General features: G+C 59.4%; 23 protein-coding genes, 1 other RNA gene and 1 pseudogene. 16 read left to right on the top strand and 9 right to left on the bottom strand.

What is annotated here, in order from left to right; all coding sequences use genetic code 11:
* The first annotated feature begins 86 nt into the window (after positions 1-86).
* From EL217_RS08105 to rnpB, 5 genes are all read left to right on the top strand, one after another.
* Positions 87-1229, top strand: coding sequence for a Nif3-like dinuclear metal center hexameric protein (locus tag EL217_RS08105; RefSeq protein WP_126319475.1), 1143 nt, complete (start codon positions 87-89; stop codon positions 1227-1229).
* The gene (locus tag EL217_RS08100) at positions 1230-1949 is read left to right on the top strand and encodes a zinc ribbon domain-containing protein (protein WP_023017184.1); all 720 of its coding nucleotides are present in this window, start codon (positions 1230-1232) and stop codon (positions 1947-1949) included.
* Positions 1946-3130, top strand: a complete 1185-nt coding sequence (locus EL217_RS08095) for a bifunctional RNase H/acid phosphatase (RefSeq protein WP_126319473.1) — start codon at positions 1946-1948, stop codon at positions 3128-3130. Before EL217_RS08100 ends, EL217_RS08095 begins: the two co-directional genes overlap by 4 nt.
* A 332-nt stretch (positions 3131-3462) precedes the next feature.
* Entirely contained in the window at positions 3463-4527 is a 1065-nt protein-coding gene (gene adhP / locus EL217_RS08090) for an alcohol dehydrogenase AdhP (RefSeq protein WP_126319471.1), read from the top strand.
* A gap of 68 nt (positions 4528-4595) precedes the next feature.
* Positions 4596-5051: RNase P RNA component class A (rnpB, locus tag EL217_RS08085), an RNA gene on the top strand.
* Positions 5052-5054: 3 nt separating this feature from the next.
* On the opposite strand, the gene EL217_RS08080 is transcribed toward rnpB, so the two are convergent.
* Positions 5055-6329 (bottom strand): galactokinase family protein, encoded by a 1275-nt coding sequence (locus tag EL217_RS08080; RefSeq protein WP_126319469.1) that lies wholly within the window; start codon positions 6327-6329, stop codon positions 5055-5057.
* A gap of 251 nt (positions 6330-6580) precedes the next feature.
* Here EL217_RS08080 and EL217_RS08075 point away from each other — a divergent pair, with 251 nt between their 5' ends.
* The gene (locus tag EL217_RS08075; RefSeq protein WP_005278227.1) at positions 6581-6775 is read left to right on the top strand and encodes a hypothetical protein; all 195 of its coding nucleotides are present in this window, start codon (positions 6581-6583) and stop codon (positions 6773-6775) included.
* A 69-nt stretch (positions 6776-6844) separates the two neighbouring features.
* On the opposite strand, the gene EL217_RS08070 is transcribed toward EL217_RS08075, so the two are convergent.
* Together EL217_RS08070 and EL217_RS08065 are read right to left on the bottom strand one after the other, a co-directional pair.
* On the bottom strand, positions 6845-8602 hold the full coding sequence (locus EL217_RS08070) for a CYTH and CHAD domain-containing protein (RefSeq protein ID WP_126319466.1): 1758 nt from the start codon (positions 8600-8602) through the stop codon (positions 6845-6847).
* A gap of 175 nt (positions 8603-8777) precedes the next feature.
* The gene (locus EL217_RS08065; RefSeq protein ID WP_126319464.1) at positions 8778-9818 is read right to left on the bottom strand and encodes a DUF2786 domain-containing protein; all 1041 of its coding nucleotides are present in this window, start codon (positions 9816-9818) and stop codon (positions 8778-8780) included.
* Between the two features lie 195 nt (positions 9819-10013).
* Between EL217_RS08065 and EL217_RS08060 the strand changes: the two genes are divergently transcribed.
* The 5 genes from EL217_RS08060 (at position 10014) to EL217_RS08035 (ending at position 16529) form a co-directional block, all read left to right on the top strand.
* Positions 10014-11351 carry a glutamine synthetase family protein gene (locus tag EL217_RS08060; RefSeq protein WP_005278236.1) on the top strand — a complete coding sequence of 446 codons (1338 nt, stop codon included), beginning with the start codon at positions 10014-10016 and terminating at the stop codon, positions 11349-11351.
* 7 nt (positions 11352-11358) lie between these two features.
* Positions 11359-14418: a bifunctional [glutamine synthetase] adenylyltransferase/[glutamine synthetase]-adenylyl-L-tyrosine phosphorylase gene (locus EL217_RS08055; RefSeq protein WP_126319462.1), complete on the top strand. Its 3060-nt coding sequence runs from the start codon at positions 11359-11361 to the stop codon at positions 14416-14418.
* Between the two features lie 96 nt (positions 14419-14514).
* Complete coding sequence (locus EL217_RS08050; RefSeq protein WP_126319460.1) at positions 14515-14877, top strand: hypothetical protein; 363 nt, start codon at positions 14515-14517, stop codon at positions 14875-14877.
* Position 14878: 1 nt separating this feature from the next.
* A complete protein-coding gene (locus EL217_RS08045) occupies positions 14879-15346 on the top strand; it encodes a hypothetical protein (RefSeq protein ID WP_126319458.1) in 468 nt (155 codons plus the stop codon).
* Positions 15347-15752: 406 nt separating this feature from the next.
* Complete coding sequence (locus tag EL217_RS08035) at positions 15753-16529, top strand: AAA family ATPase (RefSeq protein ID WP_126319456.1); 777 nt, start codon at positions 15753-15755, stop codon at positions 16527-16529.
* 4 nt (positions 16530-16533) lie between these two features.
* Here EL217_RS08035 and EL217_RS08030 read toward each other — a convergent pair whose 3' ends face one another.
* On the bottom strand, positions 16534-17841 hold the full coding sequence (locus tag EL217_RS08030; protein WP_126319454.1) for an MFS transporter: 1308 nt from the start codon (positions 17839-17841) through the stop codon (positions 16534-16536).
* 38 nt (positions 17842-17879) lie between these two features.
* On the opposite strand from EL217_RS08030, the gene thrC reads away from it, so the two are divergent.
* The 4 genes from thrC to EL217_RS08015 are packed head-to-tail and all read left to right on the top strand — an operon-like array spanning position 17880 to position 20872.
* Positions 17880-19322 carry a threonine synthase gene (gene thrC / locus EL217_RS08025; protein ID WP_126319452.1) on the top strand — a complete coding sequence of 481 codons (1443 nt, stop codon included), beginning with the start codon at positions 17880-17882 and terminating at the stop codon, positions 19320-19322.
* Positions 19323-19329: 7 nt separating this feature from the next.
* On the top strand, positions 19330-19476 hold the full coding sequence (locus tag EL217_RS11245; RefSeq protein WP_005278279.1) for a hypothetical protein: 147 nt from the start codon (positions 19330-19332) through the stop codon (positions 19474-19476).
* Positions 19451-20296, top strand: a complete 846-nt coding sequence (locus EL217_RS08020; protein ID WP_232018237.1) for a S1 family peptidase — start codon at positions 19451-19453, stop codon at positions 20294-20296. The genes EL217_RS11245 and EL217_RS08020 overlap by 26 nt, the downstream gene beginning before the upstream one ends.
* A gap of 30 nt (positions 20297-20326) precedes the next feature.
* Positions 20327-20872 carry an NUDIX hydrolase gene (locus EL217_RS08015; RefSeq protein WP_005278283.1) on the top strand — a complete coding sequence of 182 codons (546 nt, stop codon included), beginning with the start codon at positions 20327-20329 and terminating at the stop codon, positions 20870-20872.
* On the opposite strand, the gene EL217_RS08010 is transcribed toward EL217_RS08015, so the two are convergent.
* The 3 genes and pseudogenes from EL217_RS08010 to glnA form a co-directional block, all read right to left on the bottom strand.
* Positions 20869-21243 (bottom strand): hypothetical protein, encoded by a 375-nt coding sequence (locus EL217_RS08010; RefSeq protein WP_126319450.1) that lies wholly within the window; start codon positions 21241-21243, stop codon positions 20869-20871. The genes EL217_RS08015 and EL217_RS08010 overlap by 4 nt on opposite strands.
* Positions 21244-21273: 30 nt before the next feature.
* Positions 21274-22162, bottom strand: a pseudogene (locus tag EL217_RS08005) (hypothetical protein).
* Between the two features lie 289 nt (positions 22163-22451).
* Positions 22452-23885: a type I glutamate--ammonia ligase gene (gene glnA / locus EL217_RS08000; protein ID WP_126319448.1), complete on the bottom strand. Its 1434-nt coding sequence runs from the start codon at positions 23883-23885 to the stop codon at positions 22452-22454.
* A gap of 118 nt (positions 23886-24003) precedes the next feature.
* On the opposite strand from glnA, the gene EL217_RS07995 reads away from it, so the two are divergent.
* The gene (locus EL217_RS07995) at positions 24004-24477 is read left to right on the top strand and encodes an RDD family protein (RefSeq protein ID WP_005278294.1); all 474 of its coding nucleotides are present in this window, start codon (positions 24004-24006) and stop codon (positions 24475-24477) included.
* A gap of 153 nt (positions 24478-24630) precedes the next feature.
* Here EL217_RS07995 and EL217_RS07990 read toward each other — a convergent pair whose 3' ends face one another.
* Both EL217_RS07990 and lipA read right to left on the bottom strand, forming a co-directional pair.
* Positions 24631-25416, bottom strand: coding sequence for a DUF4191 domain-containing protein (locus EL217_RS07990; protein ID WP_023030462.1), 786 nt, complete (start codon positions 25414-25416; stop codon positions 24631-24633).
* Positions 25417-25498: 82 nt separating this feature from the next.
* Positions 25499-26563 (bottom strand): lipoyl synthase, encoded by a 1065-nt coding sequence (gene lipA, locus EL217_RS07985; protein ID WP_005278301.1) that lies wholly within the window; start codon positions 26561-26563, stop codon positions 25499-25501.
* Between the last annotated feature and the right edge of the window lie 27 nt (positions 26564-26590).

The raw sequence follows: 26590 nt of genomic DNA, 5'->3' as shown, positions 1-26590 counted from the left end.
CCCTTTGCGCAGATAGTACTGTAGTGCGGGAGACAGGATATAGCACTAGCGTAATTTACAAGAATCGAGCATAAAGGAGTATCCCCATGTCTGCTGTGCGAGTGGGCGATGTGCGCCGTGTTTTGGACCAGGCCTATCCGCCCCATTTGGCCGAAAAGTGGGATGCCGTAGGCCTTATTTGCGGCGATCCCGCAGACGAGGTGCGCACCGTCGCCTTTGCTTTGGACTGCACCCAAGAGGTTGCGGACCGCGCGGTTGAGCTCGGCGCGGATATGTTGGTAGTCCACCACCCGCTGCTCCTGCGCGGCGTGGAATCAGTGGCGGCCGATACGCCCAAGGGCAAGGTCGTACACACCCTAATTAAAAATGGCGTGGCGCTTTTTGCCGCCCACACCAACGCCGATAAGGCCCGGCCAGGGGTTAACGATAAGCTCGCGGAGCTCGTGGGCATTACTCCGGGTCGGCCCATCGTGCCGGAAGCCCCAGAGACCATCGATAAGTGGGGAGTGCATATTCCTGTAGGCAGTGCTGAGCAGGTAAAGCAGGCGCTTTTCGATGCCGGCGCGGGCCACATCGGCGCCTATTCCCACTGCTCCTTCGATATCGCGGGCAAAGGCCAATTCAAGCCGGAAGAGGGGGCGGACCCGGTAGAAGGGGACATCGGCAAGCTGCACCGCGGCGACGAGGTACGGGTGGAGTTTGTGGCTCCCTCCTCGCTGCGGTCCACGCTGATTGCGGCGCTGCACGAGGCGCACCCGTATGAGGTGCCCGCCTATGACATCGTGGAAACGGCCGGAAACGGTGACCTTGATACCGCGCTGGGCCTGGGGCGTGTGGGCGAGCTGCCCCGCGAGATGACCCTGCGGGAGTTTACGCAGCAGGTGGCCAATGCCCTGCCGGAGACCGCATGGGGCATCCGAGCCGCGGGCGACCCAGAGCAGACAGTGCGCACCGTGGCGGTCTCATCCGGCGCCGGGGATTCCTTCCTCAGCGCCGCTGCCAAGCTGGGCGTCGATGTCTATGTCACCTCCGATCTGCGCCACCACCCGGTGGACGAACATTTGCGCGTCGGGGGACCGGCCGTCATTGATACGGCCCACTGGGCCAGCGAATTTCCCTGGACAGCCCAAGCAAGCGATATCGTAGAAGCAGCATTAGAACTAGATACGGAAATTATTAGCCTGCGCACTGATCCGTGGACTATCTCCGCGCACCCAAAGGAGTCATAAGTGAAACTATCGCAAGAACTACAGCCGGTACTGCTGGAATTGGCCAACCTGGAACGCTCGCAAGGCATTGGCGGGGAAAAAGAGCTGCCAGAAAAGGTTGAGTATGACAAGGCGCAGCAGGAACACAAGCGCTTGCTCGATGCATCCGGTTCCGCGCAGATGGCAGTCGATGACATGGAAAATGAAATCCTGCGCATCCAGGCTGATGAGCGCAAGCTGCGCCGGCGCGAACGCGATGACAAGGGCCAGCTCGGTGCCGAATTGGATACCGAAAAGCGCAAGGACATCGAGCACGATCTCTACGCCACCAAGTCCCGCATCGCGGATCTGATGAGTGAGCTGCAAGAAGCTCACAATGAGATCCACGCGCTGCGCTCCAACTTGGACGTCCACGGCGCGCGCGTCTCGGATTCCGAGCGCAAGCTGGACATGCTGCGCCGCGCCGCCGACGCCGCCCAAGAGGCCGCGGATAACCAGCCCGATCCCGCCGTGCGCATCGCGGATTTGCGCGAACAGCTGCCTTCCGATGTCCTCGAGGAATACGACGCGCAGCGGCAAGAAAACGGCGTTGGCGCCGCGCAGTTTAAGGCCAACCGGGCCTGCGGTGGCTGCTTCATCGTCTTGCCGCCCGCCGATAAAAACGCCGTGCGCAATGCGCCTGCCGATGAGCTGCCACAGTGCAGCGACTGCGGTTCCTACCTGGTGCGCCTGGCATCATGAAGGTCATCATCTACGCCGATGGCGGCTCGCGCGGTAATCCTGGAGTAGCCGGTTCAGGCACCGTTGTCTACGCCGCCGATGGTGAGACGGTGTTGCGCGAAATCGTCTATGTCGTCGGCAAGAAAGCCAGCAACAACGTCGCCGAATATCACGGGCTGTTGCGCGGGCTGGAAGCTGCAGTCGAGCTGGGCGCGGATGACGTCGACTTTTATATGGACTCCCGGCTGGTCGTCGAGCAGATGAACGGCCGCTGGAAGATCAAACACCCAGACATGAAGCAGCTGGGTGTACAGGCGCAGAAGCTCATGCAGCAGCTCGGAAGGGTGAACCTGAGCTGGGTGCGGCGAAACGACAACAAAGTAGCCGATGCACTGTCGAATGAGGCTATGGATGCTGCTGCCGCCGGCCACGCGCCGGGTGTGGTGGACTGCGGCGATGATTCTGAGACTGGTGATACTGCCGCTGGCGCTGATGAACAGGCCGTGTCCGATACTTTTTCGGATGCTGGCGCTGCGAAAATTAGCACCGGCTCGCATGCCTCGTGGACGGGCGCGACCTGCCAGCCGACCACGTTGATTCTGGTGCGGCACGGGCAAACGACCTACTCCGCTGAGCACCGGTACTGCGGGCACAGCGATATTGAGCTGACCGAGACTGGCATGCAGCAAGCAGAAGCTTCGGCTGCCGCCGTGGCCGAACGCGGCGAGATTGATCTGGTGGTGTCCTCGCCACTGCAGCGCTGCCAGGTGACGGCGAAAAAGATCGCGGAAAAAACCGGTGCCCAGGTAGAAACGCACGACGCGTTGATCGAGGCAGATTTTGGCGACTGGGAGGGGCTGACCTTCCAACAGGCCCAGGATGACGATGCCGCGCTGCACGATGCCTGGATTACCGATGCGTCGCTAGCACCGCCAGCTGGGGAATCACTCGCACAGGTGCACCGCCGCGTACGGGAATTCCGAAAAGAACTCGTCGCCAAGCACCCCGGTAAAACGATCGCTGTGGTCAGTCACGTTAATCCGATTAAATCGTTGACCCGCCAGGCGTTGAATGCTGGGCCAGCGACGTTTAGTCACCTGTTTTTGGATCTTGCCAGCATTGGCGTCGTCAAGTTTTATGACGAGAACTCGCCGGTGGCATCGGCGGTACTCAGCGTGAACGAAACCGCGCACCTGCGCTGACGGTGATGTGAGCTTAGTTTTTACGCAGCTAGTACCGGGAACTCGATAAGCAGCGGCTACAGTTTTTGCCGCTGCCTTTCTTTCGCTTACTGCCTCCACCGTGTGCACCGTGTTCGGCTTGTACTAACCCCTCGTTGGTGAGCCTTATAAGCCGCCGAGGGCGTTAGGTGCAGCCACTCTTGATGGCAGGACAGGTGCGCAGCGAAATGAAAACAATACCCAATAAGTGATTTGCTTCACATTTTATTATTTTGTTTCTATACTGAAATTCGGCAGTTTGCTCATTAACCAGAGCTCATTGCTTGAGCTCACCAACCAGAGGAGGAGAAGCAATGACTACACCAACCAGAACCGCACAGTCCACACAACCACCGAAGGAATTCACGGCAGCAGTCGTGGAAGAATTCGGCCCTAATGTCACCGTCCGTGCAGAAAGACTCCCAGAACCCGGCGAGCACCAAGCACTCGTGAAACTCGAGGCATCCGGGATTTGTCACACCGACCTGCACGCTGCAGAAGGTGACTGGCCCGTAAAACCAGAACCACCGTTTATCCCCGGACACGAGGGAGTAGGGCGCGTCGTCAAGCTTGGGCCGGGTGAACAGTTCGTGAACGAAGGCGACCTTGTCGGCAACGCCTGGCTCTGGTCGACGTGCGGCGAATGTGAATCCTGCTTAACTGGCTGGGAAACCCGCTGCGTGAAAGCAGAGTACGGCGGCTATACCGTCGACGGAAGCTTCGGCGAATATATGCTCGTTGACACACGCTACTGCGCACGCATCCCGGAAGGTAGCGACCCGGTAGAAGTCGCACCGATCCTATGTGCAGGCGTGACCGTATACAAAGGTCTGAAAATGACCGAGACCAAGCCCGGTCAATATGTCGTCATCTCCGGTATCGGCGGCCTGGGGCACCTGGCGGTGCAATACGCCGACGCGATGGGCATGCGGGTTATCGCCGTTGATATTTCCGATTCCAAGCTGGAGCTGGCCAAGCGCCACGGCGCAGAATTTACCGTGAACGCCAGCGAAGTTGACCCGGTACAGGCGGTGCAGGACTTTACTGACGGTGGCAGCCACGGAGTGCTGGTGACTGCGGTGCACCCGGATGCTTTCGGGCAAGCCATCGAGATGGCTAAACGCGGCGGAACCATCGTGTTCAATGGCCTGCCATCAGGGGAATTCCCGGCGTCCATCTTCGACATCGTGCTGAAGGGGCTGACAATTCGTGGCTCGCTCGTCGGCACGCGTCAAGACCTGGCCGAGGCCATTGATTTTTATGCGCGCGGCAAGGTGAAACCAGATGTCACCGAATGCAGCATTCACGATGTCAACGACGTGTTCAAACAGCTGCACGACGGCAGCATCGATGGACGAAAAGTCATCCGTTACGACTAAGCGCCTTGCAGAGTGTTCCAGCAGATTTGCACAGGTGCGCGGCTATCGACGAAGATGGAGCGGGTGAATGAGCCGGCCGGGCGATCGCGGCTGACAAACTGTGCTGACAGCTGGTGGGCGCAAGTGAAAGTCGAGGAAAGTCCGGACTCCACAGAGCACGGTGGTTGCTAACGGCAACCCGGGGTGACCCGCGGGCAAGTGCAACAGAAAGTAGACCGCCTTGTGCCTCCACTTGCGCTTCGGCCCAAGTTGGGGACACAAGGTAAGGGTGAAACGGTGCGTTAAGAGCGCACCAGCATCGTCAGCGATGGCGGTGGCTGGGTAAACCCCACTGGGAGCAAGGCATCACGGCCCTGCCACGTTGCAGGGCCCGATCAGGCGTTTTAAGGCTGCTCGCTCGAGCCTGAAGGTAGCTGCTGGAACCAACCGGCAACGGTTGGTCTAGATGGATGTTCGCCGCGCGGCGTTCCGCTTGTCGGGGCGCTGCGGTTAGACAGAATCCGGCTTATAGGCCGGCTCATTCGCCCTTAATCTTCTACCTTGGCTGGCTCGCCTGCGGCCAGCTTCACCAGCAGGAAACCGTCTTCTGCCAGATCCGCCGCGAAGTTTTCCGCGCGGTTGTTGGGGACATAAGCAATAACGGCGCTAGATAACCCCGCATGCGCCGAGCGCGCGGCCACCGCGCCGCGGACCGTGACCAGCTCCGCGAGCTTTTCTGCGGAATCGAAGCCATAGATATTGGTCAGCGAGGCCTGCGATTGCAAGACGATGGGGAAGAGCTCGTTTCGGCGGTGCGAGCGCAGGTAGCGCACGAAGTGCTCCACGCGGGAGGTCTCTTCCTCATAAAATGCCATCCACTCGGTAGCCGCATTGATGCTGGGGCGGCCCTCCTCGCCGTAGACCTTGTGCACCGCCTTGAGCCACTCCACCACGCGCTGTTGAGCATCGGGCAGTAAGCGCAGCGACTCTGTGCCGAAGGAATGGCAGGCATCATCGATAAACTGCTGGCGCTGGCGGATGGCGTCAATTGCCTGTGATTGTTCTTCCGCAGTGTTCCCGGGCACCGCCACGGCGAAGGCCACCACGTCTTGGTCCACGACGTGGGGCGCGTGGGTGACCGAGCCATCGGCATAGTCGATGATGCAGACACCGTCGCCACTGCTGCGCAGCGCGGCGGTGTGGCGCGCGCGAAGGGCGGGCTTATGGGCAAAGGTGGTCACCGCCTGGGTGCAGACATCCGCAACGCGCACGCGCAAGGGAGCGTCGAGGTTATCTGTTGGGCCCATTAAGGCAAGCGCTACGGCAACATCCGCCGCCGATGCGGCGCCTAAGCCGATATCGTTGGGGACATCGCTCACGATGGTGATATCCGCCCCAGCCGTCTCCCTGGACAGTAACTGGCGGTTGACCATGGTGTGCACGATACCGCCGATGCGCGCGGCCAACCCACCTTCTGGTGCGGGCGGGATGACCGGTTGCCCTTCCGAGTCCGTCGTGGGCTGTTGCGCCGCAGCGAGCGCAGCTACCTCTTGAAGACCAATGGAATCGTGCGCTGGCTCCCCAATTGCTGGCACGTAGTGGACGGCCACGATGCCGTCCGTGCGCGAACTGACGGCCGCCGCCGCGCGGAGATCCGACAGGCTTGCGGCGACGATGCCCCCATAATGATCGATATGCTCACCAATGAGCGGCCAAGTCGCGGGCGCGCTGGCGACGTGGGTGGGTTCCGTTCCCACGATAGAGGCGTGTTGTTGTGCAACGCGCTCAGCGATAGGGGACTTAGGCGTCGACCACAGTGGCATGAAGGCAAAAGCTCCTTTTCCAATTCGGCGGATAAAAATCACGCGGCTACGTGGCGCGGGCTAGCGCCATGGACAAAGTAGCCGATAAAGCGGCTCCCTTGCTCTGCTTGACGGTGCAAGGGAGGCATGAAAAGAAATACTGCCCTCATATTCTAGCGGGCGCGTGTTTTCATGCATGGGTAGTGTGGGCACCAACCACAGGCGGGCGGCGCACACGTGCTGTCCAAAGTATATAGACGAAAGGGACTACCGTGGCGACTACAGCAGATGAGAAGTGGTATTACGACCCTTCCACCAAGGAAGTCAGCAAGGGCAAAGTATTCGGCTGGGAAAACCGCATGGGCCCCTATGGCACCCGCGAGGAGGCCGAGCACGCCATAGAAATTGCGCGCGCTCGCACCAAGGCCGCCGATGCCGCAGATAAAGAAGATGATGGCTGGGACTAGTTTATTTCCCAACCATCACCTGGCAGCTACCAATGCGGCCTAACGCGCCACAACTGGTGTCACGGCCCGTTACTTCTTCAGCTTTTTGCGTAGCGGCTTAAATGCGGCCTTGATGTCCTTGAAAGACTCGTTGTAATCATCCAAGGCGGCCAGGCCGATGGCGCGTTCGCGCTGGTACAGCAGGCCGTAACCAAAGGTATCTTCCCCGCGGCGGTGCGCGTTCTGGGATAGCTCGAGCAATTTATCCCGCGAGGTAACCGAGTCTTGGAAATCCCCCAAGACCGATTGCATCTTTTTGCAGGCCTTGTACAGACGCTTGGTCTTTAACTTCGTTGCGGAACCGGCTGCCTCTGCTGCGTAACGCAATTTCTTGGCTGCCTTGCGCATATCGTGGAAATAATCTTCGCGCTCGTGCAGCGAAAGCTCTGCGTTATCCCAGTTCTCCACGGCCTTCTTATGCCGCTTGACCAATTTCTTATAGGCCTTTTCTAGGTGGCGCGCCATTACAGCATCGACGTCCTCGGCCTCCGTATCGCCAGTGTTAGACGGTTCTTCCGTCTTCTTTTCAGCGTCCGATTCTTCCTCTGCGGGGTGCGTTTCCGCGGATTCTTCGGCAGAATTTTCGGCTGCATCCTCAGACGTATCCCCGTCAGCGTCCACGGTAGCGGAATCGTCTTCGCTGTCGGCATCTTCTGCAGACTGGGCACCGGCCGTCGGGGGATCCGCCAATAGGCGGTCAAGGGACTCGAGCAATTCGAGGTATTCCTCAGAATTTAGCGCGGCGATAACCCTGCGGTGCGCCCGCCGGTAGGCCGTTCCCATATCGCGGGAGATGTGTTCGCGGGTGGCGGCATCCAAGGTATCGGAGTCCTCGGACTCCAAGAGCTCTTGCCAGCGCTCTTCCACAACCTCTGCATCGCGGGCTACGCCCAAAATGCCGGCGAGTTCTTTGAGATCGGCTTCGATTTTTTCAATCTGTGGGCCGACGACAATGCCGTGAAAAGTCTGCAGGTGGCTGCGCAGCTCGCGGGTGGCCACGCGCATCTGGTGCACCGAGTCCCACTCATCGCGGCGAACGCGCGGATCGTAATCAATGAGCTTGTCCCGGTTGGCTTGCAGCGCTGTAATCACTGCGGCTGCCGGGGAATCCTCGTCAACATCCGGGGTTACGAGTGCTGGCGGTAGGGGAGCATTGTTGTAGGAATCTCCCAGGGCTGACTTCAACTTAGACGGGGAGGAGGAAACACGAGCCCCAGCGCCGATGAGAAGGGAGGTGGCGCGGCGAATGAAGTGGCTTCCCGCTTCGGTGCCTGGAAGCTCACCGGCAAGCTCTACCTCCCATTCGCGCCAGGATTGCTGCTGCCCGCCGGGCAGGAAGGAAAAGGCGGTGACGTGGTCATCGCAGAATTCCGCGACAGGATTATTGTGCTCATCCGCAAGCAGCATCTCGGTGCGGTTATTATCCACCTGCGCGATGGGGTTTAACTCGTTGTGGCGAACGATGGAACGCACCTGCCGTACCAGCTCTTGGGGTACCTCGTACTTGCCGTCTACCGGTTCTCCCAGCTCGGCATGGATCTCGGTCCGGCCACCCTCGCTGGGGATCTTGATGTGCCAGCCATCGTCCGTGCCGCCGGTGCGGCGGCGCAAGGTGATTTTGGCGTGTGTTAGGCGCAAATCTTCTGTGTCGTAATAGATGGCGGATAGAGCGTGGTGGCGCGTTTCTGCAATATGGTCAACGGATTCGAGTCGAGTGAGTTCAGGTAGTTGAGTCGATTCTGCTACGGCGAATTTTGCTTCTACTTCCAGGAAAGTCTGTGTTGACATTCACATACCCTTAAGCTTTTACAACAATTAATTTCACCTGTGATCCTACCCGTGACGCGCAGCGACCGCCTGAAAAATTTCGCAGCGTTTGCTGTGCGCACAGGTAGAAATGCGCAGCCGGCACCATGGGCTGAAAGCGGGTAGAAGAAGCCGCGGGGTGAGAGGGCCGCCGGTATTAAGAATCGATGCCAGTGGCAGGCCCACCCAAGTGAGACTTATCTGCGGCCGTGATGCCATCAGTGATGCCATGCAGGCTATTCATAGATAGCGAGGATGTGGTCAGGTTGGGAAATAGCCGGTCGCGGGTTTCCTCAGCATGATCGGTGCGGGCCTGGAGTGCAGGTAGCGTCTGGGTGGCGATGAGCTCCGCGTGGTGGCTGCAATAGGGAGACTCATCGAGTTTTTCTTCGATGCCGTCTTCATTGGCCAGCTCCAGCAGTTCCCCGATCCGGGCGGCATAGGAAAGCCGAAAGCTCCGGCGATAGGCCGCGGTGGTCTGTGTTGCGCGTGCAAACTCGGCACCCTCGCTATTGCGCATGTACCAATCGCATTGGCGGTTCAGCGAGGAGAACAGATCGGCGCAGTGGGCGGCGTCTTCGGGCGCGCCGATGATGCAGGCAAGGCCCTTTTCATGGATGAGGAGGGTGGTGCACCCATTGGCATTGGCGATGGTGCCCAACAAGGTGACCTGGTGTTTGATATATGGCGGGTGAACGTGCACGCGGTGGGAAATGAGGCTGGGCTGGTCCACGGTTAAGAGATCTTCGATGCGGTATTTCTGCTGCAGCGACTGGGCCTTAGAAATAAGCACCTCTGCCTCTTCTGCAAAGGACGTGGACTCGGCCTTGCGCAATAGCCCCAAAACCTTGTGGCGGATTTTATCCTGCTTGTCGCTAGAGCCGTCGGCCTGGCTGAGCTCGCCGCCGGCCAAAAGCTCGGTATCGCGCAAACGTGGCAGGTGCACCAGCTCTTTCATGATGGCGCGCAGCTTATCGCGGGGAATGAAATTTTCTTGCGGTGCTTCTAATTGCAGCCACGCTTTGCGCAGCGCGGGTGAGGTGATGCGGGCAGGTACGTGCGGGCTAGCGCGGTAGATGAGGGGATAGGAATAAGCGCCCAGGACGTGGCGTAAATCGTCCGGGGACCACCCGTATTGGGCGGCAGTAACTATGGCATCGATAACGCTGGCAGAAAGTTCATCAACGTGGGAGGTCATACTAGTTTCTTCCTCTAGAAAGGTTGTACAGGTGTTCGCTTGCCCCACTAGCAAAGCACGTCCACGAAGCCGTACCTGCTGCATTAACCCCCGATCGTTACCCCCTGAATACTCTGCCGACCTGCGAATCTGACCATGTGGAAATTGACTAATGAACTGCACACTGCCTAGCGGTGAGCCGGTAAGGTTTAGGGCATGAATAGCCAACACGAATTCGTCTTACGCACCGTTGAGGAACGCGATATCCGCTTTATCCGCTTGTGGTTTACGGATATCATGGGCGCCCTCAAATCCGTAGTGATGAGCCCCTCCGAACTCGAATCCGCCTTTGAGGAGGGGATTGGCTTTGATGGCTCTTCGGTAGAGGGATTTTCCCGCATCTCGGAATCAGACACCATTGCGCTGCCGGATCCCTCCACCTTCCAAATCCTGCCCTTTGATGACAACGAGCCGGACCTGCAAACGGCGCGCATGTTCTGCGATATTGCGCAGCCAGACGGCCAGCCCTCCGTGGTAGATCCGCGCCATATCCTGCGCCGCCAGGTCACCGAGGCCGCCAATGATGGATTTACCTGCATGGCCTCGCCAGAGATTGAGTTTTACCTGCTGGAACACAGCAAGGAACTGACAGACCTGGTCCCCACCGATAATGGCGGGTATTTCGACCAAGCGACACACGATACCGCGCCGCTATTTCGCCGCCGCGCCATGCTGGCGCTGGAATCGCTCGGCATCGCCACCGAATTTAGCCACCACGAAACCGCGCCGGGCCAGCAGGAAATCGATCTCCGCCACGCCGATGTGCTGACCATGGCGGATAATATTATGACCTTCCGGCGCGTTATTAAGCAGGTGGCCACGGATTCCAATGTACGGGCAACGTTTATGCCCAAGCCCTTTGAGGATCTCCCGGGCTCCGGAATGCACACGCACTTTAGCCTGTTCGAAGGCCAGTCCAATGCTTTCCACGATCCGGACGATGAATTTTCGCTCTCGCGCACCGCTAAGCAATTCATCGCCGGGATTTTGGAGCACTCTACGGAGATGAGCCCCATTATCAACCAGTGGCCCAACTCCTATAAGCGGTTGATGTTTGGCAATGAGGCGCCGGGTTCGGCCACATGGGGCGTGCAGAACCGTTCGGCGCTGGTGCGCGTGCCAACGTACCGCCTGACCAAGGAGGAATCGCGCCGGGTGGAAATCCGCTCCATCGATGCTTCCATGAACCCATACTTGGGTTATGCGGTCATCCTCGCCGCCGGGCTGCGCGGCATCCGGGAAGGCTACGAATTAGACGAGCCCGCAGAAGACGATGTCCACCAGCTCACCCACCGGGAACGCCGCGCCATGGGGTATAAGGATCTTCCCTCCAGCATGGATCAGGCCCTGCGCGAGTTCGAAAAGTCCGAATTTATGGCAGAGGTCTTGGGCGAGCACGTCTTCGAGTTCTTCTTGCGCGCCAAATGGGAAGAATGGCGCGATTACCAGCGCCAAATTACGACAGTCGAGCTGCGCAACAACCTGAACTTCTAGGAGAATAATGCGTCCTGCCACGGTGCCTTCGCCGGCGTCGCTGGGCCTTAGCCGGTCCCATGCCACACAAGACTTAGAACAACTGGGATGGAATAACCCGGAGTCCGTTGACCTTTTATGGACGCTGGCTGCGATCGGTGATCCAGATTTGGCGCTTAATAACCTCGTGCGCATTTACGAGCAGGCCCCGGAGCTCGATGCGGAAATCCGCAGCAACGAGCAAGTGCGGGTGCGCCTTCTCGCGCTCTTGGGTGCGTCGACGGCGTTCGGGGATCACCTCGCCGCGCACCCGGAGCTATGGGAGGAGCTGAAAAAGCCCCTCCCAGAGCCAGAAGAGATGCTGACTAGCCTGCTTGAAACGGTGGGGGCGCAGCCGGCAACGTTCGCTGCAGAGCTCGATGCTCCCGATCCAGCGAGGGACGATCTCAGTGCGCCGGGTACGTACCGCGCGAGCGAGGGCGAGCATAAAAAGGAGATGCGGACCCAGTACCGCACGCTGATGATGCGGCTTGCCGCGCACGATGTGGCGGGAACCTTCCACTCCCGCAAGGGGCAATCCCGCCCGCAGCCGGAGGTAAGCTTCCGGCAGGTCACCACGCTGACGACTGCGCTTGCCGATGCCGCCCTTACCGCCTCCCTTGCCGTTGCGGTGCGCAAGATCTACGGCGATGATCCGCTCGATGCGCAGCTTGCGGTCATGGCGATGGGCAAGTGCGGTGCCGGCGAGCTCAACTACATTTCCGATGTGGACGTTATCTTCGTCGGCAGCGAGGCAACGCCCAAGGCCACCAGGCTAGCTGCGGAGTTTAACCGGATTGGTTCCACGACATTTTTTGATGTCGATGCGAACCTGCGGCCGGAGGGTAAGTCTGGGGCGCTGGTGCGCACGCTGGATTCGCACGTGACCTACTACCGTCGGTGGGCAGAAACCTGGGAATTCCAGGCCCTGCTCAAGGCGCGGGCGATGACCGGCTACCTGCCGCTGGGGCAGGACTATCTGGAACAGATTCGGCCGATGGTGTGGACGGCCTCGCAGCGCGATTCCTTCGTGGAAGACGTCCAAGCCATGCGCCGGCGCGTATTGGATAATGTGCCGGATGAGCTCAAACATCGCGAGCTCAAGCTGGGCGTCGGTGGGCTGCGCGATATTGAATTCGCGGTGCAATTGCTGCAATTGGTGCACGGTCGCTCCGATGAATCCCTGCGCGCGTTGTCGACGGTAGATGCCCTCGATGCGCTTATCTCTGCAGGCTACGTGGGCCGCGAAGACGGCACGCAGCTCATCGAGGCCTATGAATTCTTGCGCCTTTTAGAACACCGCCTGCAATTGGAGCGCTTCCGCCGCACGCACACCCTGCCGGCAGACGATGATGAAGCGGGCCTGAACTGGCTCGCGGTGATTTCGGGGTTCTCCCCGCAGGGCACAAGGTCTGCGGTGCAGGGCATGCTTGCGCATTTGCGCCGCATTAGGATGCGCATTTCCGAGTTGCACTCGCGCCTGTTTTATCGCCCACTTCTCAATTCCGTGGTGACCATGTCCGCCGATGAGCTCAAACTTTCGCCCGAGGCGGCAAAGCTACAGCTTGCGGCATTGGGCTATAGCTCGCCGGATCGCGCCTTCGAGCACCTGACCTCCTTGGCATCCGGGACGTCGCGCAAGGCACGCATTCAAGCTATCTTGCTGCCCACCTTGATGGAGTGGTTGGCAGACACCGCGGACCCGGATATGGGGTTGCTCAATTACCGCAAGCTATCTGAGGTCGCCCGGGATAAGTCGTGGTTCCTGCGGATTTTGCGGGATGAGGGGATCGTCGGCCAGCGCTTGATGCATATTCTGGGAACCTCACCATTTACCGCGGACCTTATTATCAGCGCCCCGGATTCGGTAAAGCAGCTTTCCGATGGTGCGACCGGCCCCAAGTTGCTCGAAACCAAGCCGGAGCAGGTATCTAAGGCGCTGGTTAATTCCAGCAAACGCCATGCGCACCCGGATAAGGCGGTGGCGGTCGCGCGCTCGCTGCGCAGGGTGGAGCTGGCGCGCATCGCCAGCGGCGATCTCTTAGGGATCATCCCCGTTGAGCAGGTGTGCCAAGAGCTGTCGACTATCTGGAACGCCGTTCTGGAAGCCGCCCTGCGCGCGGAGGTGCGGGCATGGCGGAACGACCACGAGGATGCGGAACCGCCGGCGCGCATTGCGGTGATTGGCATGGGCCGACTCGGCGGCCGTGAGCTTGGGTTCGGTTCCGATGCGGATGTCCTTTTCGTGGCAGAGCCTGACGCAGCAGACGATGAGGGTGAGGCCATGCGGTGGGCCATTGGGGTCGTCGATAAGCTGCGACGCCGCCTTGCCAAGCCCTCTGGGGATCCGCCCTTGGACGTTGACCTGGGCCTGCGCCCAGAGGGGCGTTCGGGTGCTGTGGTGCGCAGCATTGCCTCCTACAAGCGCTATTACCGCGAGTGGGGCGAGGCCTGGGAAATGCAGGCGCTGCTGCGCGCGGCCTTCATCGCCGGGGACGAGGAAGTGGGCGAGCGCTTTATGGAGATGATCGATGAATACCGCTACCCGGATAGCGGCGCGAGCCAATCCACCATCCGCGCCATCCGCCGCATGAAGGCCCGCGTGGATAATGAGCGCCTGCCAAGGGGAGCTGATCGCACCACCCACACGAAGCTGGGGCGCGGGGCGCTGACCGATATTGAGTGGACGGTGCAGCTGCTGATTATGATGCACGGGCACGAGCATCCCGCGCTGCGGCAGCCGGGGACCTTGCCGGTACTGGATGCGCTGGAAGAAAGCGGTGTCTTAAGCTCTGCTCAAACCAGTGACCTGCGAAAAGCATGGCTGATGGCAACGGATGCCCGCAATGCGTTAGTGCTGGTGCGCGGCAAGCGCGTGGACCAATTGCCTGGGCCGGGCCCACAACTGGCACAGGTGGCCGGCGCGGCCGGCTGGACGCCGGAGAATAACCAGGATTTCTTGGATACGTACCTGAAATTGACCCGGCACGCGCGCAAGGTGGTCGATGAAGTCTTCTGGGGAGAGGAGGAATCCTTCGAGCATTCTTAAAGTTGCCGCATAACTTGGTCTATACAGCGCTCATTCCCTTAACTTTTGAAGTATCGGACTCTAAAGTAGGAACAAGTTAGAGAAAGGATCTTTGGTATGTCATTTCAGCTGCAGCTTGATGTGGACTCCGCCACCGTTGGAGAATTGGCCGCCTTGCTTTCCGCCGCTCGCGCGGCAGGGGTACGCGATGATGACGCCCTAGAATTAGATGGCACCACGTTGACCATTGCGGTCTCGGCCCCGCAGACGGGCGCGTCCCGCGGCGGGCAGAACCTCGATGCGTTGCATCGCCAAGACGACCTTGATCGTGAGGGCGGTGCGGACTCCCGCTCGCGCGGGCGCGGCGACGGCATTGGGGAGGCCACGATTCGCTCGCTCATTGATATTTTGAATGAACGCGGCACTGGCAATTCCTCGCGCGGTAATGGTTATGGCTTCTTCGGAGGAAATTCGGATTAACATGGCTAAATCTTCGGGAGCCCACCGCAGGAAGCTTATCTACCTCTGGGGCTGTATCGCCGTGGCGACCATTATCGCCGTCGTCGTTGGCACGTGGGCAACCAGCCGCCATCACCCGCCTAAAGGGACGATGACCGTGGGTGATGCCGTAGCCGGGGGAGTGGTACAGGAAGAAGCGCCCGCTCAGGTTAATGGTGCAGTAGGAGGCGATGCGTCTTCGGAAGCCAATCGCGTGATGTCGCTGGCGAAGGCGTTGGGCATTCCCCTGGAATCGGTGCCGCGCGATATTACCCAGAATAAATCCGGAAAGTCTGATGTCCGGCAGTATCTCGAGCGCGAATTAAAGAGCGCCGTGGCCTCTGGTGAGTTGGATGAAGACGATGAAAAGGCCATCATCGGTGCCTTCGAAAAGGGGATTGTCATCCCTGCCAGCGATGGCATCGTGGCCGAAAGCGCCCCAGCGAATTAGGCCAGTGCTATGGGCACTGGAATGCCTGCGAATGGTCCCTAAGAAGTTTCAGGAAACCGGCAGACTGACGGCATGGCCTTAACAGCTCGTCTCCCTAGAGTTATCCCATAACGAAACGGTAACGAATAATGGTGTGCGTTACCGAGGGACTGGAGGAGACGATGACAATAAGCAATAGATTATCTACAACCTTGGCGGTGGCCGCAGCCATAGTATTTCCTATTAGCGGGGGATTGGCGATTGCCTTTGCGGTAAATACGGTTCCAGCAGAGACCATTGCCCAAGCCGCAACCGGGGATCCATTAATCCTGCACCTCAAGTCCGCACTCGAGGTAGCAACAGCACTAGCGAAGAGATAGCGTGCATACCCCAACTGTGCACCGCCGCTGCTGCTAAAGTTCCAGGCATGTTGGTTGATGCCATTCGCCTGAAATCCATGCCGCGGGATTATCGCCGCAGCCTGCCTGCCTTCGATTACCTAGCGGATTTAAGGCGCTTTTCCTTTACCCGCCCGGTGACGATTTTCGTCGGCGATAACGGCATAGGAAAATCCAGCCTCTTGGCTGCCATGGCAACGGATCTTGGGTGCTCTCCCAAGGGCGGCCGGATGGGGGATCCGGAAGCAATCTTGCCAGTAAGCCCGGTGGCTTGTGAGTGCACGGAGCTTATCCAGCGCGCCTACTTCCTGCGGGCGGAAACCCATGAATACCTGCTATCGCGCGAGCAATCCCCCGAGGAAACCGGCGGGCGTTCCACCCTGCCCACCCAGGTGGATGTGCAGGCCCGCTCGCACGGCGAGTCCGTCTTCGATGTGCTCTATGAGCGAGTTGACGGCGCTGGGGTCTATATTCTGGATGAACCAGAATCGGGATTGTCCGTCGTCCGGCAATTGGCATTGATTGCGGAAATCGCCCAGGCCGTTGACCGCGGTGCGCAGGTATTTATCGCCACGCATTCACCCATCCTATTAGGCTGCCCCAATGCCGATATCGTGGAATTAAATGACACCGGCTTTCAGCGCATTTCCTTTGACGAGGCCGAGGCCGTGGCCGCCACCAGGGAGTTCCTCGAAGACCCTGAGGGGACCATCAACTTTATCTTGGACCCAGACGCAGAAGATGCAGAGGCGGAGGATGCAGAGGCGGCCGACACCACGGTGGACGATGCCGAAAGACCCGAATAGACCGCTAGGTTACTTCCACGATCCTTACGGATGGCCCCGCATAGCCGCCGCGCCGGCGCAGGATGTGGGTGATGACGACACCAGCCATGCCGCACAGCCATACGGCGAGGACTGCGAGTGAGGCGGAGGTGAAATCGGGCATGGAGTAATTGGGGGCATCGGCAGAGTGATCCAAGACCATGCCGAATAATTGCGCGCCCAACATGCCGGAGGTAAACCCGCCCATATTGCCTAAGCCAGTGGCGGTGGCGACGACAGAGCGGTCCATGTTTTCGCGAATGATGTCGAAGCCATAATTCGACGTCGGCGTGCATAGCGCCAAGATGAAGGAGACCGCGGTGATGGCCGCAAGGCCCCCGCCGGTGCCGAAGGCGAAGAATAATACCCAGGTCAGCATGTGCAGGCACACAAACCCGAGCGCGACCCATGGGCGGATATTCTGCGCGCGGGAAGAAATCCGGCCATGCAGTGGCCCGACAAGAACTAGAAATACGGCCAAGAGGGTGAGTACGAGGCTGGCCTTGCCCTTGGATAGTTCCATGCCTTGGGTCATCATGGGCATGCCCCACAACATGACAAAGACAATCAGCGGCAACATGCCGCTGTAGTGAATAAAGTATGCCTGCCAGGCGATGGGCGAGGTAAAGACCGCCTTTAAGCGGGCACCGATGCTGCTGCCTTGGGAATTGGGTGGTTCCTTCTCCAGCGGAATAACCCCGAGCTTCTCTGGGGAGTCAGCGACCGCGACGGCGGCGGCAATGGCGACGAGGATGCCCACTGCACCCAAGGTCACAAATGCCGCGGTCCATCCTGCAGTTCCTAGCAACCAGAGGAAGGGGACGGCGGAGATGAATTGGCCCATCTGGCCAATGGAGGAGGTCACCTGGGTAAACATCGGTGTGCGGTGTAGCGGGAACCAGTAGGGCAGGATGCGCATCACCGATAAGAAGCCCGTGGCATCGCCTGCGCCGATGAGCACGCGCGCGAAGATGGCTACCCCGTAATTGCTGGTAAAGCCGAGTATGACCTGGCCAACGCCCATAATGACGGCGCCCACGACGAGCAGGATGCGGGGGCCAAATTTATCGATCAGCATGCCGGTGGGGATCTGCGCGATGGCATACACGCCCAATTGCACGGAGGTAAATACCGCGATGCGCCCGGCATCGACGTCGAAGCGCTCGATGGCATCGAGGCCGGCTACGCCGAAGGAAGACCGCCCGGTGATGGCTACGAGGTAGACCGCCATGGCCGCGATCCAAATCATTAACGCCTGGGTTGTGATAACTTCTCTGGGATTTGGCTGCGACATGGCTGATACCTTACGCGTTAACTACTAGGATTCATCTTGTGAAGTATATTTCGACCCGTGATACCACCGGCCAGCCCGCATCCTTTACGGATATCCTTTTAGGAGGGCTCGCGCCCGATGGTGGCCTCTACCTGCCTGAAACCTACCCGCAACTAGATTCCGCCACGTTGGATGCGTGGCGCGATGTGGTTAAAACCGACGGCTATGCCGCCCTTGCGGCTGAGGTCATCAAGCTGTTTATCGATGATATTCCAGAGGAAGATCTGGATAAAATCGCAGCCCGGGCATATACCAGCCCGAAATTTGCCTCCCCAGAGATCGTGCCGGTCACTGAGCTTGGCGATGCCCTCTTTATCGGCCACCTGTCCGAGGGCCCCACTGCTGCATTTAAAGATATGGCCATGCAGCTTTTGGGCGAGCTTTTTGAATACGAGCTCGCTCGCCGCGGGGAGACGCTGAATATTTTGGGCGCTACCTCTGGCGATACCGGCTCTTCCGCCGAGTACGCCATGCGCGGGCGCGACGGCATCCGCGTTTTCATGTTGACCCCAGCCGGGCGCATGACCGCGTTCCAGCAGGCGCAAATGTTTGGCCTAGATGACCCGAATATCTTCAATATCGCCCTCGACGGTGTCTTTGATGATTGTCAGGACGTGGTAAAGGCCGTCTCCAGCGATGCGGAATTTAAGGCCAACTACCGCATCGGCGCGGTCAACTCCATCAACTGGGCACGCCTGTTGGCCCAGGTTGTTTACTATATTTCCTGCTGGATCAAGGTCACCGATAATAACGAGCAGAAGGTATCCTTTAGCGTTCCCACCGGTAACTTTGGCGATATCTGCGCTGGGCATATCGCGCGCAGCATGGGCCTTCCCATCGATCGCCTCATCGTGGCGACGAATGAGAATGACGTCTTGGATGAGTTCTTCCGCACCGGCAACTACCGCCCGCGTCCGGCCGCGGAAACCATGGCCACCTCGTCGCCGTCTATGGATATTTCCCGCGCCTCCAACTTCGAGCGCTTCGCCTTCGATCTTTTAGGACGCGATGCCGCCTGCGTTGCGGATCTCTTTGGCACCAAGGTCAAAGAAGGCGGGTTTAACCTTGAAGAAGAGCTCATCACGGCCGCGCGTGAAGACTACGGTTTCTTGTCCGGTTCCTCCACCCATGATGATCGCCTTGCCACCATCAAGGATGTCCACGAGCGCTATGGTTACCTGACGGATCCGCACACGGCCGATGGCATCAAGGTGGCGCGTGCGGCCCAAAAAGAGGGCGTGACGACGCCCATTATCTGCCTGGAAACGGCGCTGCCGGTAAAATTCAGTGAAACCATTACCGAGGCCATCGGGAGCGCGCCGCAACCACCAGAGCGTTTCGCTGACATCCTGGACGCGGAACGTCACGTGGCGGATCTGCCCAACGATGCGGCAGCGGTGAAGGACTTTATTACCTCGAGCATCAAGAACACGGAGGTGTAGCAACCACATGGCATTAGAAAACTTCGCCGGACCGGAGCACTATACCGAATTCGATCCGGAAAAATTCATCCGCGACTTAAAAGCACAAGCAGAGGCGGATAAGGAAGAACAGGACAAGGACTCTGCAGGTGACGCGGGTACGGATAGCCAGTAGCCTGCTGGCAGCAGCAGGGCTGTTTATGGTGGCATCGTGTAGCACCGATGCCACCCAGCAGCAGGATGGGGTGGTTGCGCAATCCACCGACACGCCACCGCCGGCGCCGCCGAACGAGTTTTATGAGCCCGCGGTGGTGCCGGTGCCCCCAGGCGCCGCGCTGAATTTAACCACGAGTGACCCGCAGCCGGGCGAGTACTTTAACTTCCAGTCCTGCACCGCGGCGTGGTCCTTCGCGCTTGCCGATGGCCGCACCATCGCCGTGACAGCCTCCCATTGCGGCAAACCTGGCGATAAGGTCTGGGCCGGAACCCAAGAGGGCGATTTTGTATACCCAGCCGATCCAGTAGGCGAGGTGATCTATTCGGATTTCTTTGCCGAGGAGACCAATCACTTAGACGTTGCCTTTATCGAGCTGTACCGCGATGCGCAGTACTTCACCCCAGGCGAGGTAGCCACCACCGTAGCCACGCAGCTGAACAAGTTGCCGGATGCGGTGTGCAAGCTGGGCAGTTCCACCATTGTGACCTGTGGGAACGTAAAAAACGCCGTGGATTCCACGCAGCTCAACTACCAGGGCCTAGAACACGATTCCAACGCTGCCTTGGCGGAGATGTGCAGTGCCGTCGGGGATTCCGGCGGGCCCGTTTACGGCGATGTGGATGGCCGGCAGACCATTGTGGGGCTGGTTTCTGGAATCACCGAGCCTTTGGACGAGGGGCATAGCTGCGAAGACACGCAACAAAACATCGACGTGGCCTTTACCACCGCACCGGATATCCAGGAATTGGCACTGAAGGTCCTCGGCCCCGTGGCATAGGATCAGGCACAATTGGCTACGCTAGGTGGTATGCCAACGCCTGATTATATTGTGAAGCTGCGCGAATCCATCGGCCACGATCAGATCTTCGTCCCCGCGTGCAGCGCCATCATTCTCCGCGATGTACCAACCGGTGCGGCCCTGTGGGAGGTGCCGTCCGTACTGCTAGTCAAGCGTGCCGATAATGCCGTGTGGACCCCGGTCGAAGGCATCTGCGAGCCGGGCGAGGAGATTACCACCACCGCCTTGCGCGAGGTCAAGGAAGAGGTGGGCCTCGATGCCAAGGTGGAAGCGCTCCTCGGTGTTGGCCAATCCGGTCCGGTGACCTATCCCAATGGCGATGAATGCATGTTCATGAGCACCGCGCTGCGCCTATCTGTCGCCGACGGCGCCGAGCCCGTCATCAGCGATGAAGAAAATACCGAAGCGCAGTGGTTCTCGGTGGCCCACCTCCCGGATAGCGTGTCGCGGCGCCATCGCCTGATGATCGCGGATGCCGTGGCGCACCTCAAGCACCCGCAAGGCTTTTCTCCCCGCATGGGCTGGATGAAGCGCAGCGAGCAGCCCGGGCTCTAGCGCGTTTCCTCCGCGCCTATGAGCAGTCGCTTTAACTCCTGCGCGCTGTTCGCTACGACCAGCTCTTGGGCGATGCACTCCCTGGCCTCTTCCACGTCTTCGTCGTAACCGCAGCAAATGACCGTGGCATCGATAGTCATCAGCAGCTTGCTGCGGCGCGCCAGCTCAAAAAATAGCTCGCTATCGTCTGGCCCCCATTCCCAGGCGGTGCCATAGAAATCCTGGGCGCCATCGCCAAGCCAGGAGGTTTCAAGCGCTAGGCTTGCTCGGAATAAAAAGACCCCGTCGCGCCGCAAGCCGGCGAGCACCTCCCGCACCCCGGCAAGGTCCGCAGCATCCCAGGCAATGAAGGTAATAGGCGAAGAGCTCATGGCCCGATGATAGACGAGGGAAGACATCACCTAGTGAGTCAGTTCTTTGCGTGTGCGGCCCTCCCAGAGCCAGCCTAAGAAGCGCGCTGAGCACAGGCACCAGTGAGCGATAAGCAGCAGGGGAATGCTCAGCGCGATAACGTCAAGCCATTCTGAACCATTGACCAATGCGGTCTGGTGCCCGCCCATGCTCACGGTGCCAGGCGGAAAGGTGCACGCCCACCACGCAGGGGGAATAGGGAACCCAGCGGGCTGCTTGCGGATAAAAGTTCACCATCGCATACAGCGATAACGGGATGGCGATGGCGAGCGCGATAAGCCCGTAGTACACGGAGACACTGCCGGGGTAGAGGATCTGCATTGCGGTAGTAGATTGCCCAACCACGCCCAGTGGCACCCACGCGGTGGCGGATTTTCCACCGCTAAAATCCACTTTGCCGTGCCACGCCGCCCAGTAGACGTAGACAAATACCGGGACTGCCGTCAGCAAAGACATAGCGAAGAGCGCGGTACCCATGATGTGGTAAATCTGCCCGTAATCGCGGGCCAACCACCCGGCTACCGATGCCGAAATCATTGGCCCTACCAAGGGGAGACCCCAGGTAAAGCGCGGCTCTCCATCGAAGCGAGTGAGCTGAATGCCCCACGTGATGACGGTGACGGGACCACCTACCCAAAAGCCGACGAGGCGGAATATTCCAATGTCCGTCAAACCGGATAATGCCGCCCCAAGCGCGAGGACGCCGATGAAAAACATGGACCATTCCGCCATGGTGGTCCGCTCAAACCGCGGACTGCGATAGCGCGCGTAACCGGCAGTCAGCACGACGAAGATGGCGCATGCAAGTGCGGCAAATACACCAGCGGCAACAAACATGTCTTCTTCAACCAACATGCGCGAGACGATGGAGGTGCCCATGAGGCTGCCGGCCCATGCAGGCCCAGGAGGGGGAAGTTGGTGGATTTTATCAGTCACTACCCAGATTCTAATTTCACCCGAATCCGCATACTAAGACCGAGCCGCTTTTTACCTGGTGAAAACCCTCATGTGTGCTGCAGAGAGCGTCCATCCTCAAAGTGGGCAGCGATTATGGCGAAGCTCTCGGATATACCTAGCAGTGCCACCGCAAACAAAAGAAAGCAGCCACCTAAGCATTGGTTAGGTGGCTGCCTGTAACGGAAGCTAGCTGAGAACTAGCAGCGACGATTTAGCAGTCGAAGTAGAGCTCGAACTCCTGCGGGGTGGGACGCAGGCGCACGGGGTTGATCTCGTTTTCGTACTTGTAGTTGATGTAGGTCTCGAGGAGATCCTCGGTAAAGACATCGCCCTCGGTCAGGAAGTCCATGTCTTCCTTCAGAGCCTCTAGGGAGGCCTCCAGGGAGGTCGGTGCCTGTGGGATGGACTCGGCCTCTGCTGGCGGCAGCTCGTAGAGGTCCTTATCCACTGGGGCGTGCGGCTCGATGCGGTTCTTCACGCCATCCACACCGGCCATCATCATGGCGGCAAAGGCCAGGTATGGGTTGCTGGATGGGTCCGGAGCGCGGAACTCGATGCGCTTAGCCTTCGGGTTGGAACCGGTGATCGGGATGCGGATCGCAGCCGAACGGTTGCGCTGGGAGTACACCAGGTTGATAGGCGCCTCGAAGCCAGGAACCAAGCGGTGGTAGGAGTTCAGCGTTGGGTTGGTAAAGGCGAGCACGGCGCCCGCGTGGTGGAGGATGCCGCCGATGAAGTAGCGGGCGATATCGGAAAGCCCGGCGTAGCCAGCCTCATCGTGGAAGAGGGGCTCGCCGTCCTTCCACAGAGACATGTGGGCGTGCATGCCGGAACCATTATCGCCGGCCAGCGGCTTAGGCATGAAGGTCGCGGTCTTGCCCCACTCCTGGGCGGTGCGCTTGACCACGTACTTGAAGGTCTGGATGTCATCGCCGGCGTGCAGCAGCGAGTTGAAGCGGTAGTTGATCTCGTTTTGTGCCGCGCCCACCTCGTGGTGGAAACGCTCGATCTCAAATCCGACCTCTTGCAGGTTGGCCACGATGTCATCGCGGACCTCGCTGTGCTTATCGTACGGCGGGGTGGGGAAGTAGCCGCCCTTTACGCGGGTCTTGTAACCGGTATTGGGGGTGCCGTCCAGGTTGGTCTCGTTATCGCGGTTCCACCAGCCTTCGTTCGAGTCCACCTCGTAGAAACCGTGCTGCATATCGGTGCCAAAGCGCACGGAATCGAAGAGGTAGAACTCGGCCTCGGCGCCAAAGTTACAGGTATCGGCGATGCCCGTGGACTGCAAGTATTCCTCAGCCTTGCGGGCAATATTGCGCGAGTCACGGGTAAAGGGCTCAAAGGTAAAAGGATCGTGGACGAAGAACTTGATATTCAGGGTCTTCGCCGAACGGAAGGGATCGATATGCGCGGTGGCCGGATCCGGCAGCAGCGTCATATCGGATTCTTCAATGGTGGTAAACCCACGAATGGAAGAACCATCAAAGGCCAAGCCATTTTCGGCATCTTCTTCAGTAAATTCGCTGGCAGGGATGGAAAAGTGGTGCTCGGTGCCGGGGACGTCCGTAAAGCGGACATCCACGAACTTTACGTCCTCATCCTGAATATATTGGACGATGTCCTGCACTGTCTCGAAAGACAAGATTGCCTCCTGTTTGTTGGCCGATGAATTATCTGCCTATAGCCTACTAGTTTTATCCGGCCGGTATGGCCAATAGCCTCGTTTCACTTCTGAGTGAGGGGCAACTAAATTGGTGAGCATGGCAGACAAGCGCACGTGGCTCGATGGGCCCAATATTCCGGGCGAATATGATGATGCAGGAACCCCCGGACGGTGGCCTGGTGAAAACCTGGGCCTGCCGGAATCCGGACCCGGATCCATGGCGTCGGTTGGCCGCCGCGCAGGCGCCGTTGCCATTGACTGGATCATTTGCATGCTGCTGGCCAACGTCATCCACATGGTCACCACGCAGCTTGGCGGCGTGTCCTTTTTAGGCTATGCGCTCTGGGCATTAATGGGCATCGTATGTGGCTGGCTGTTCGCACGCACCCCAGGCATGCTCATCCTCGGTATGGGCGTGGCCCGCCTGGACGTGCCGGGCGCGCAGGTGGGGCTCTGGCGCGCGGCCGTGCGCACGCTGCTGACCGGCGTCATCTTCCCAGCCGCCATGGTGGATGCGGACGGGCGTGGCATGCACGACCGTGCGACGGGCACTATCGTTATCAACTCTTAGCGGTGCGCGGGGATAAGTCCCGCGCACCGTATAGCCACGAAAACCACGACAGTCCCTGCAACCTTTCCCAATCGGGTGTTTGCAGGGACTGTTTGTGTTGTGAAACAAGGCGAGAGCTGAAAGCCCGGCCAAGGCGTGTGGCTAAAGCAGTGTTTAGCCCTTGCCCTTGCGCTGTTGCGCGCGGCGCATGCGGCGGTTCATGCCGGACATGTTCTGCGCCTGCTGCGGCATTGGGCCCTTGGGCATGCCCGGCATCGTCCCAGGCATGGAGTCCATGGCCTCAATGCGGCGGATATTGTCGTAGGTGGCGTTCTTATTGTAGTTGCGCGGCAGCTTCATGAGATGGTTGCGCAGCTTGGATACCGGCACCTCGTCTTCGCCGGTGCCGACGTAGACCTCATAGATCGGTACGCCGCCGGCAATCTTGTCCACGCGCTTTTTCAGCTGGTTAAGGGTGGGGCGAAGGCGGTTCTTATTGCCCTCGCACACGAAGATGACGCCCGCATTGCCGATGACCCGGTGGATAAGGTCCTGCTGGCGGGTGGCGGCGATGCCAGACTTTACGGACCACACGATGCCGACGGTATTGCGCAGCTGCTGCTCCAAGGCCCAACCGGCGGCGCCGGGCTGGTCTTCGACGCGCTTGTACATATCGCGTTCCAAGCGGCGGGTAAATAGGAACATCGCCAAAAGCGCACCCAAGCCCAAGCCGATAATCAGCATGAACCACTGGCCATTAAAGAGCAGGCCAATGAGGAAGAACAGTAGGCCGACGCCGAGGAAGGCGGCCAGCATGATAGGGATGAGAGCCTTATCCTGCTTGCGCTGCAAATTGAATGCCTGCCACAACTGTGACCAGGTTTGCTTACGCTTTTGGCGCTTGGCCGCGCGTTCTTGCTTCTTGGCAGCTTTCAGGGCTGCTTTGTCATCTTTCGCCATGGTTCCTACTTTAAAGGTCAGGTGACATAAATGTTAAACGGCCCCCGCAGATGGCGAGGGCCGAGTAAGAATATTCCGCGGTTTAGCGCACGGTTGCCGCGACCGAATTAGCATTGGCCGGAGTCTTGGCCATGCGGGTGGTCACCGGGGTTTCCTTGGAAGGGCCGTACTTATCCAGCAAAGTGGATGCCTCCTGGGCGGTAGCGCCCTGGGACGTTTCCTTCAGGTGCTGGAGGTTTTCCGGCAATTCCAGGCCGCGCTTTTCCATGGCCTGCACGTACAGGCGGCCGGCGCGGTAGGAGGAGCGAACCAGCGGGCCGGACATGACGCCGCCGAAGCCCAGCTCCTTGGCCAGCTTGGAGTGGGCCACGAATTCCTCCGGGCGCACCCAGCGCTCGATGGGGTGGAAGCGCGGGCCGGGGCGCAGGTACTGGGTGATGGTGATGATGTCACAGCCAGCCTCGCGCAGGTCGCGCAGTGCTTCCTCGACTTCGTCCTCGGTCTCGCCCATGCCCAAAATCAGGTTGGACTTGGTAATAAGGCCGTAGTCGTGGGCCTGGCGGATGACATCGAGGGAGCGCTCGTAGCGGAAGGCCGGGCGGATGCGCTTGAAGATGCGCGGCACGGTCTCCAGGTTGTGCGCGAAGACCTCCGGTTGTGCCTCAAAGACCTCTTCGAGCAGGTCTGGCTTGCCAGAGAAATCCGGGGTGAGGTTCTCCACGCCGGTGTGCGGGTTGAGCTCGTGGATCTTGCGCACGATCTCCGCATATAGCCACGCGCCCTCATCTGGGAGGTCATCACGGGTCACACCGGTAATGGTGGTGTAGTTAAGGTCCATTTCCTGGATGTTTTCGGCCACGCGGCGCGGCTCGTCGCGGTCAAGCGGCTCCGGCTTGCCGGTAGCGATATCGCAGAAGTCGCAACGGCGGGTGCACTTATCGCCGCCGATGAGGAAGGTTGCCTCGCGGGATTCCCAGCATTCGTGGATATTCGGACAACCGGCTTCTTGGCAGACGGTGTGCAGGGAAGCGCCGGCCACGCGGGACTTCATGTCCTCATAGCCCGGTCCGGTGCGTACCTGGTTGCGGATCCACCGCGGCTTTTGTTCGATGGGCGACTCCGCATTTTTCTTCTCAATGCGGAGCATCTTGCGTCCTTCAGGCTTTACAGTCAC

Source organism: Corynebacterium segmentosum (assembly GCF_900637825.1).
In the GTDB taxonomy this organism is placed as follows: Bacteria; Actinomycetota; Actinomycetes; order Mycobacteriales; family Mycobacteriaceae; genus Corynebacterium; species Corynebacterium accolens.
Note: the sequence above shows the minus strand (reverse complement) of the source record. Positions and strands in the feature narration are given on the sequence as shown.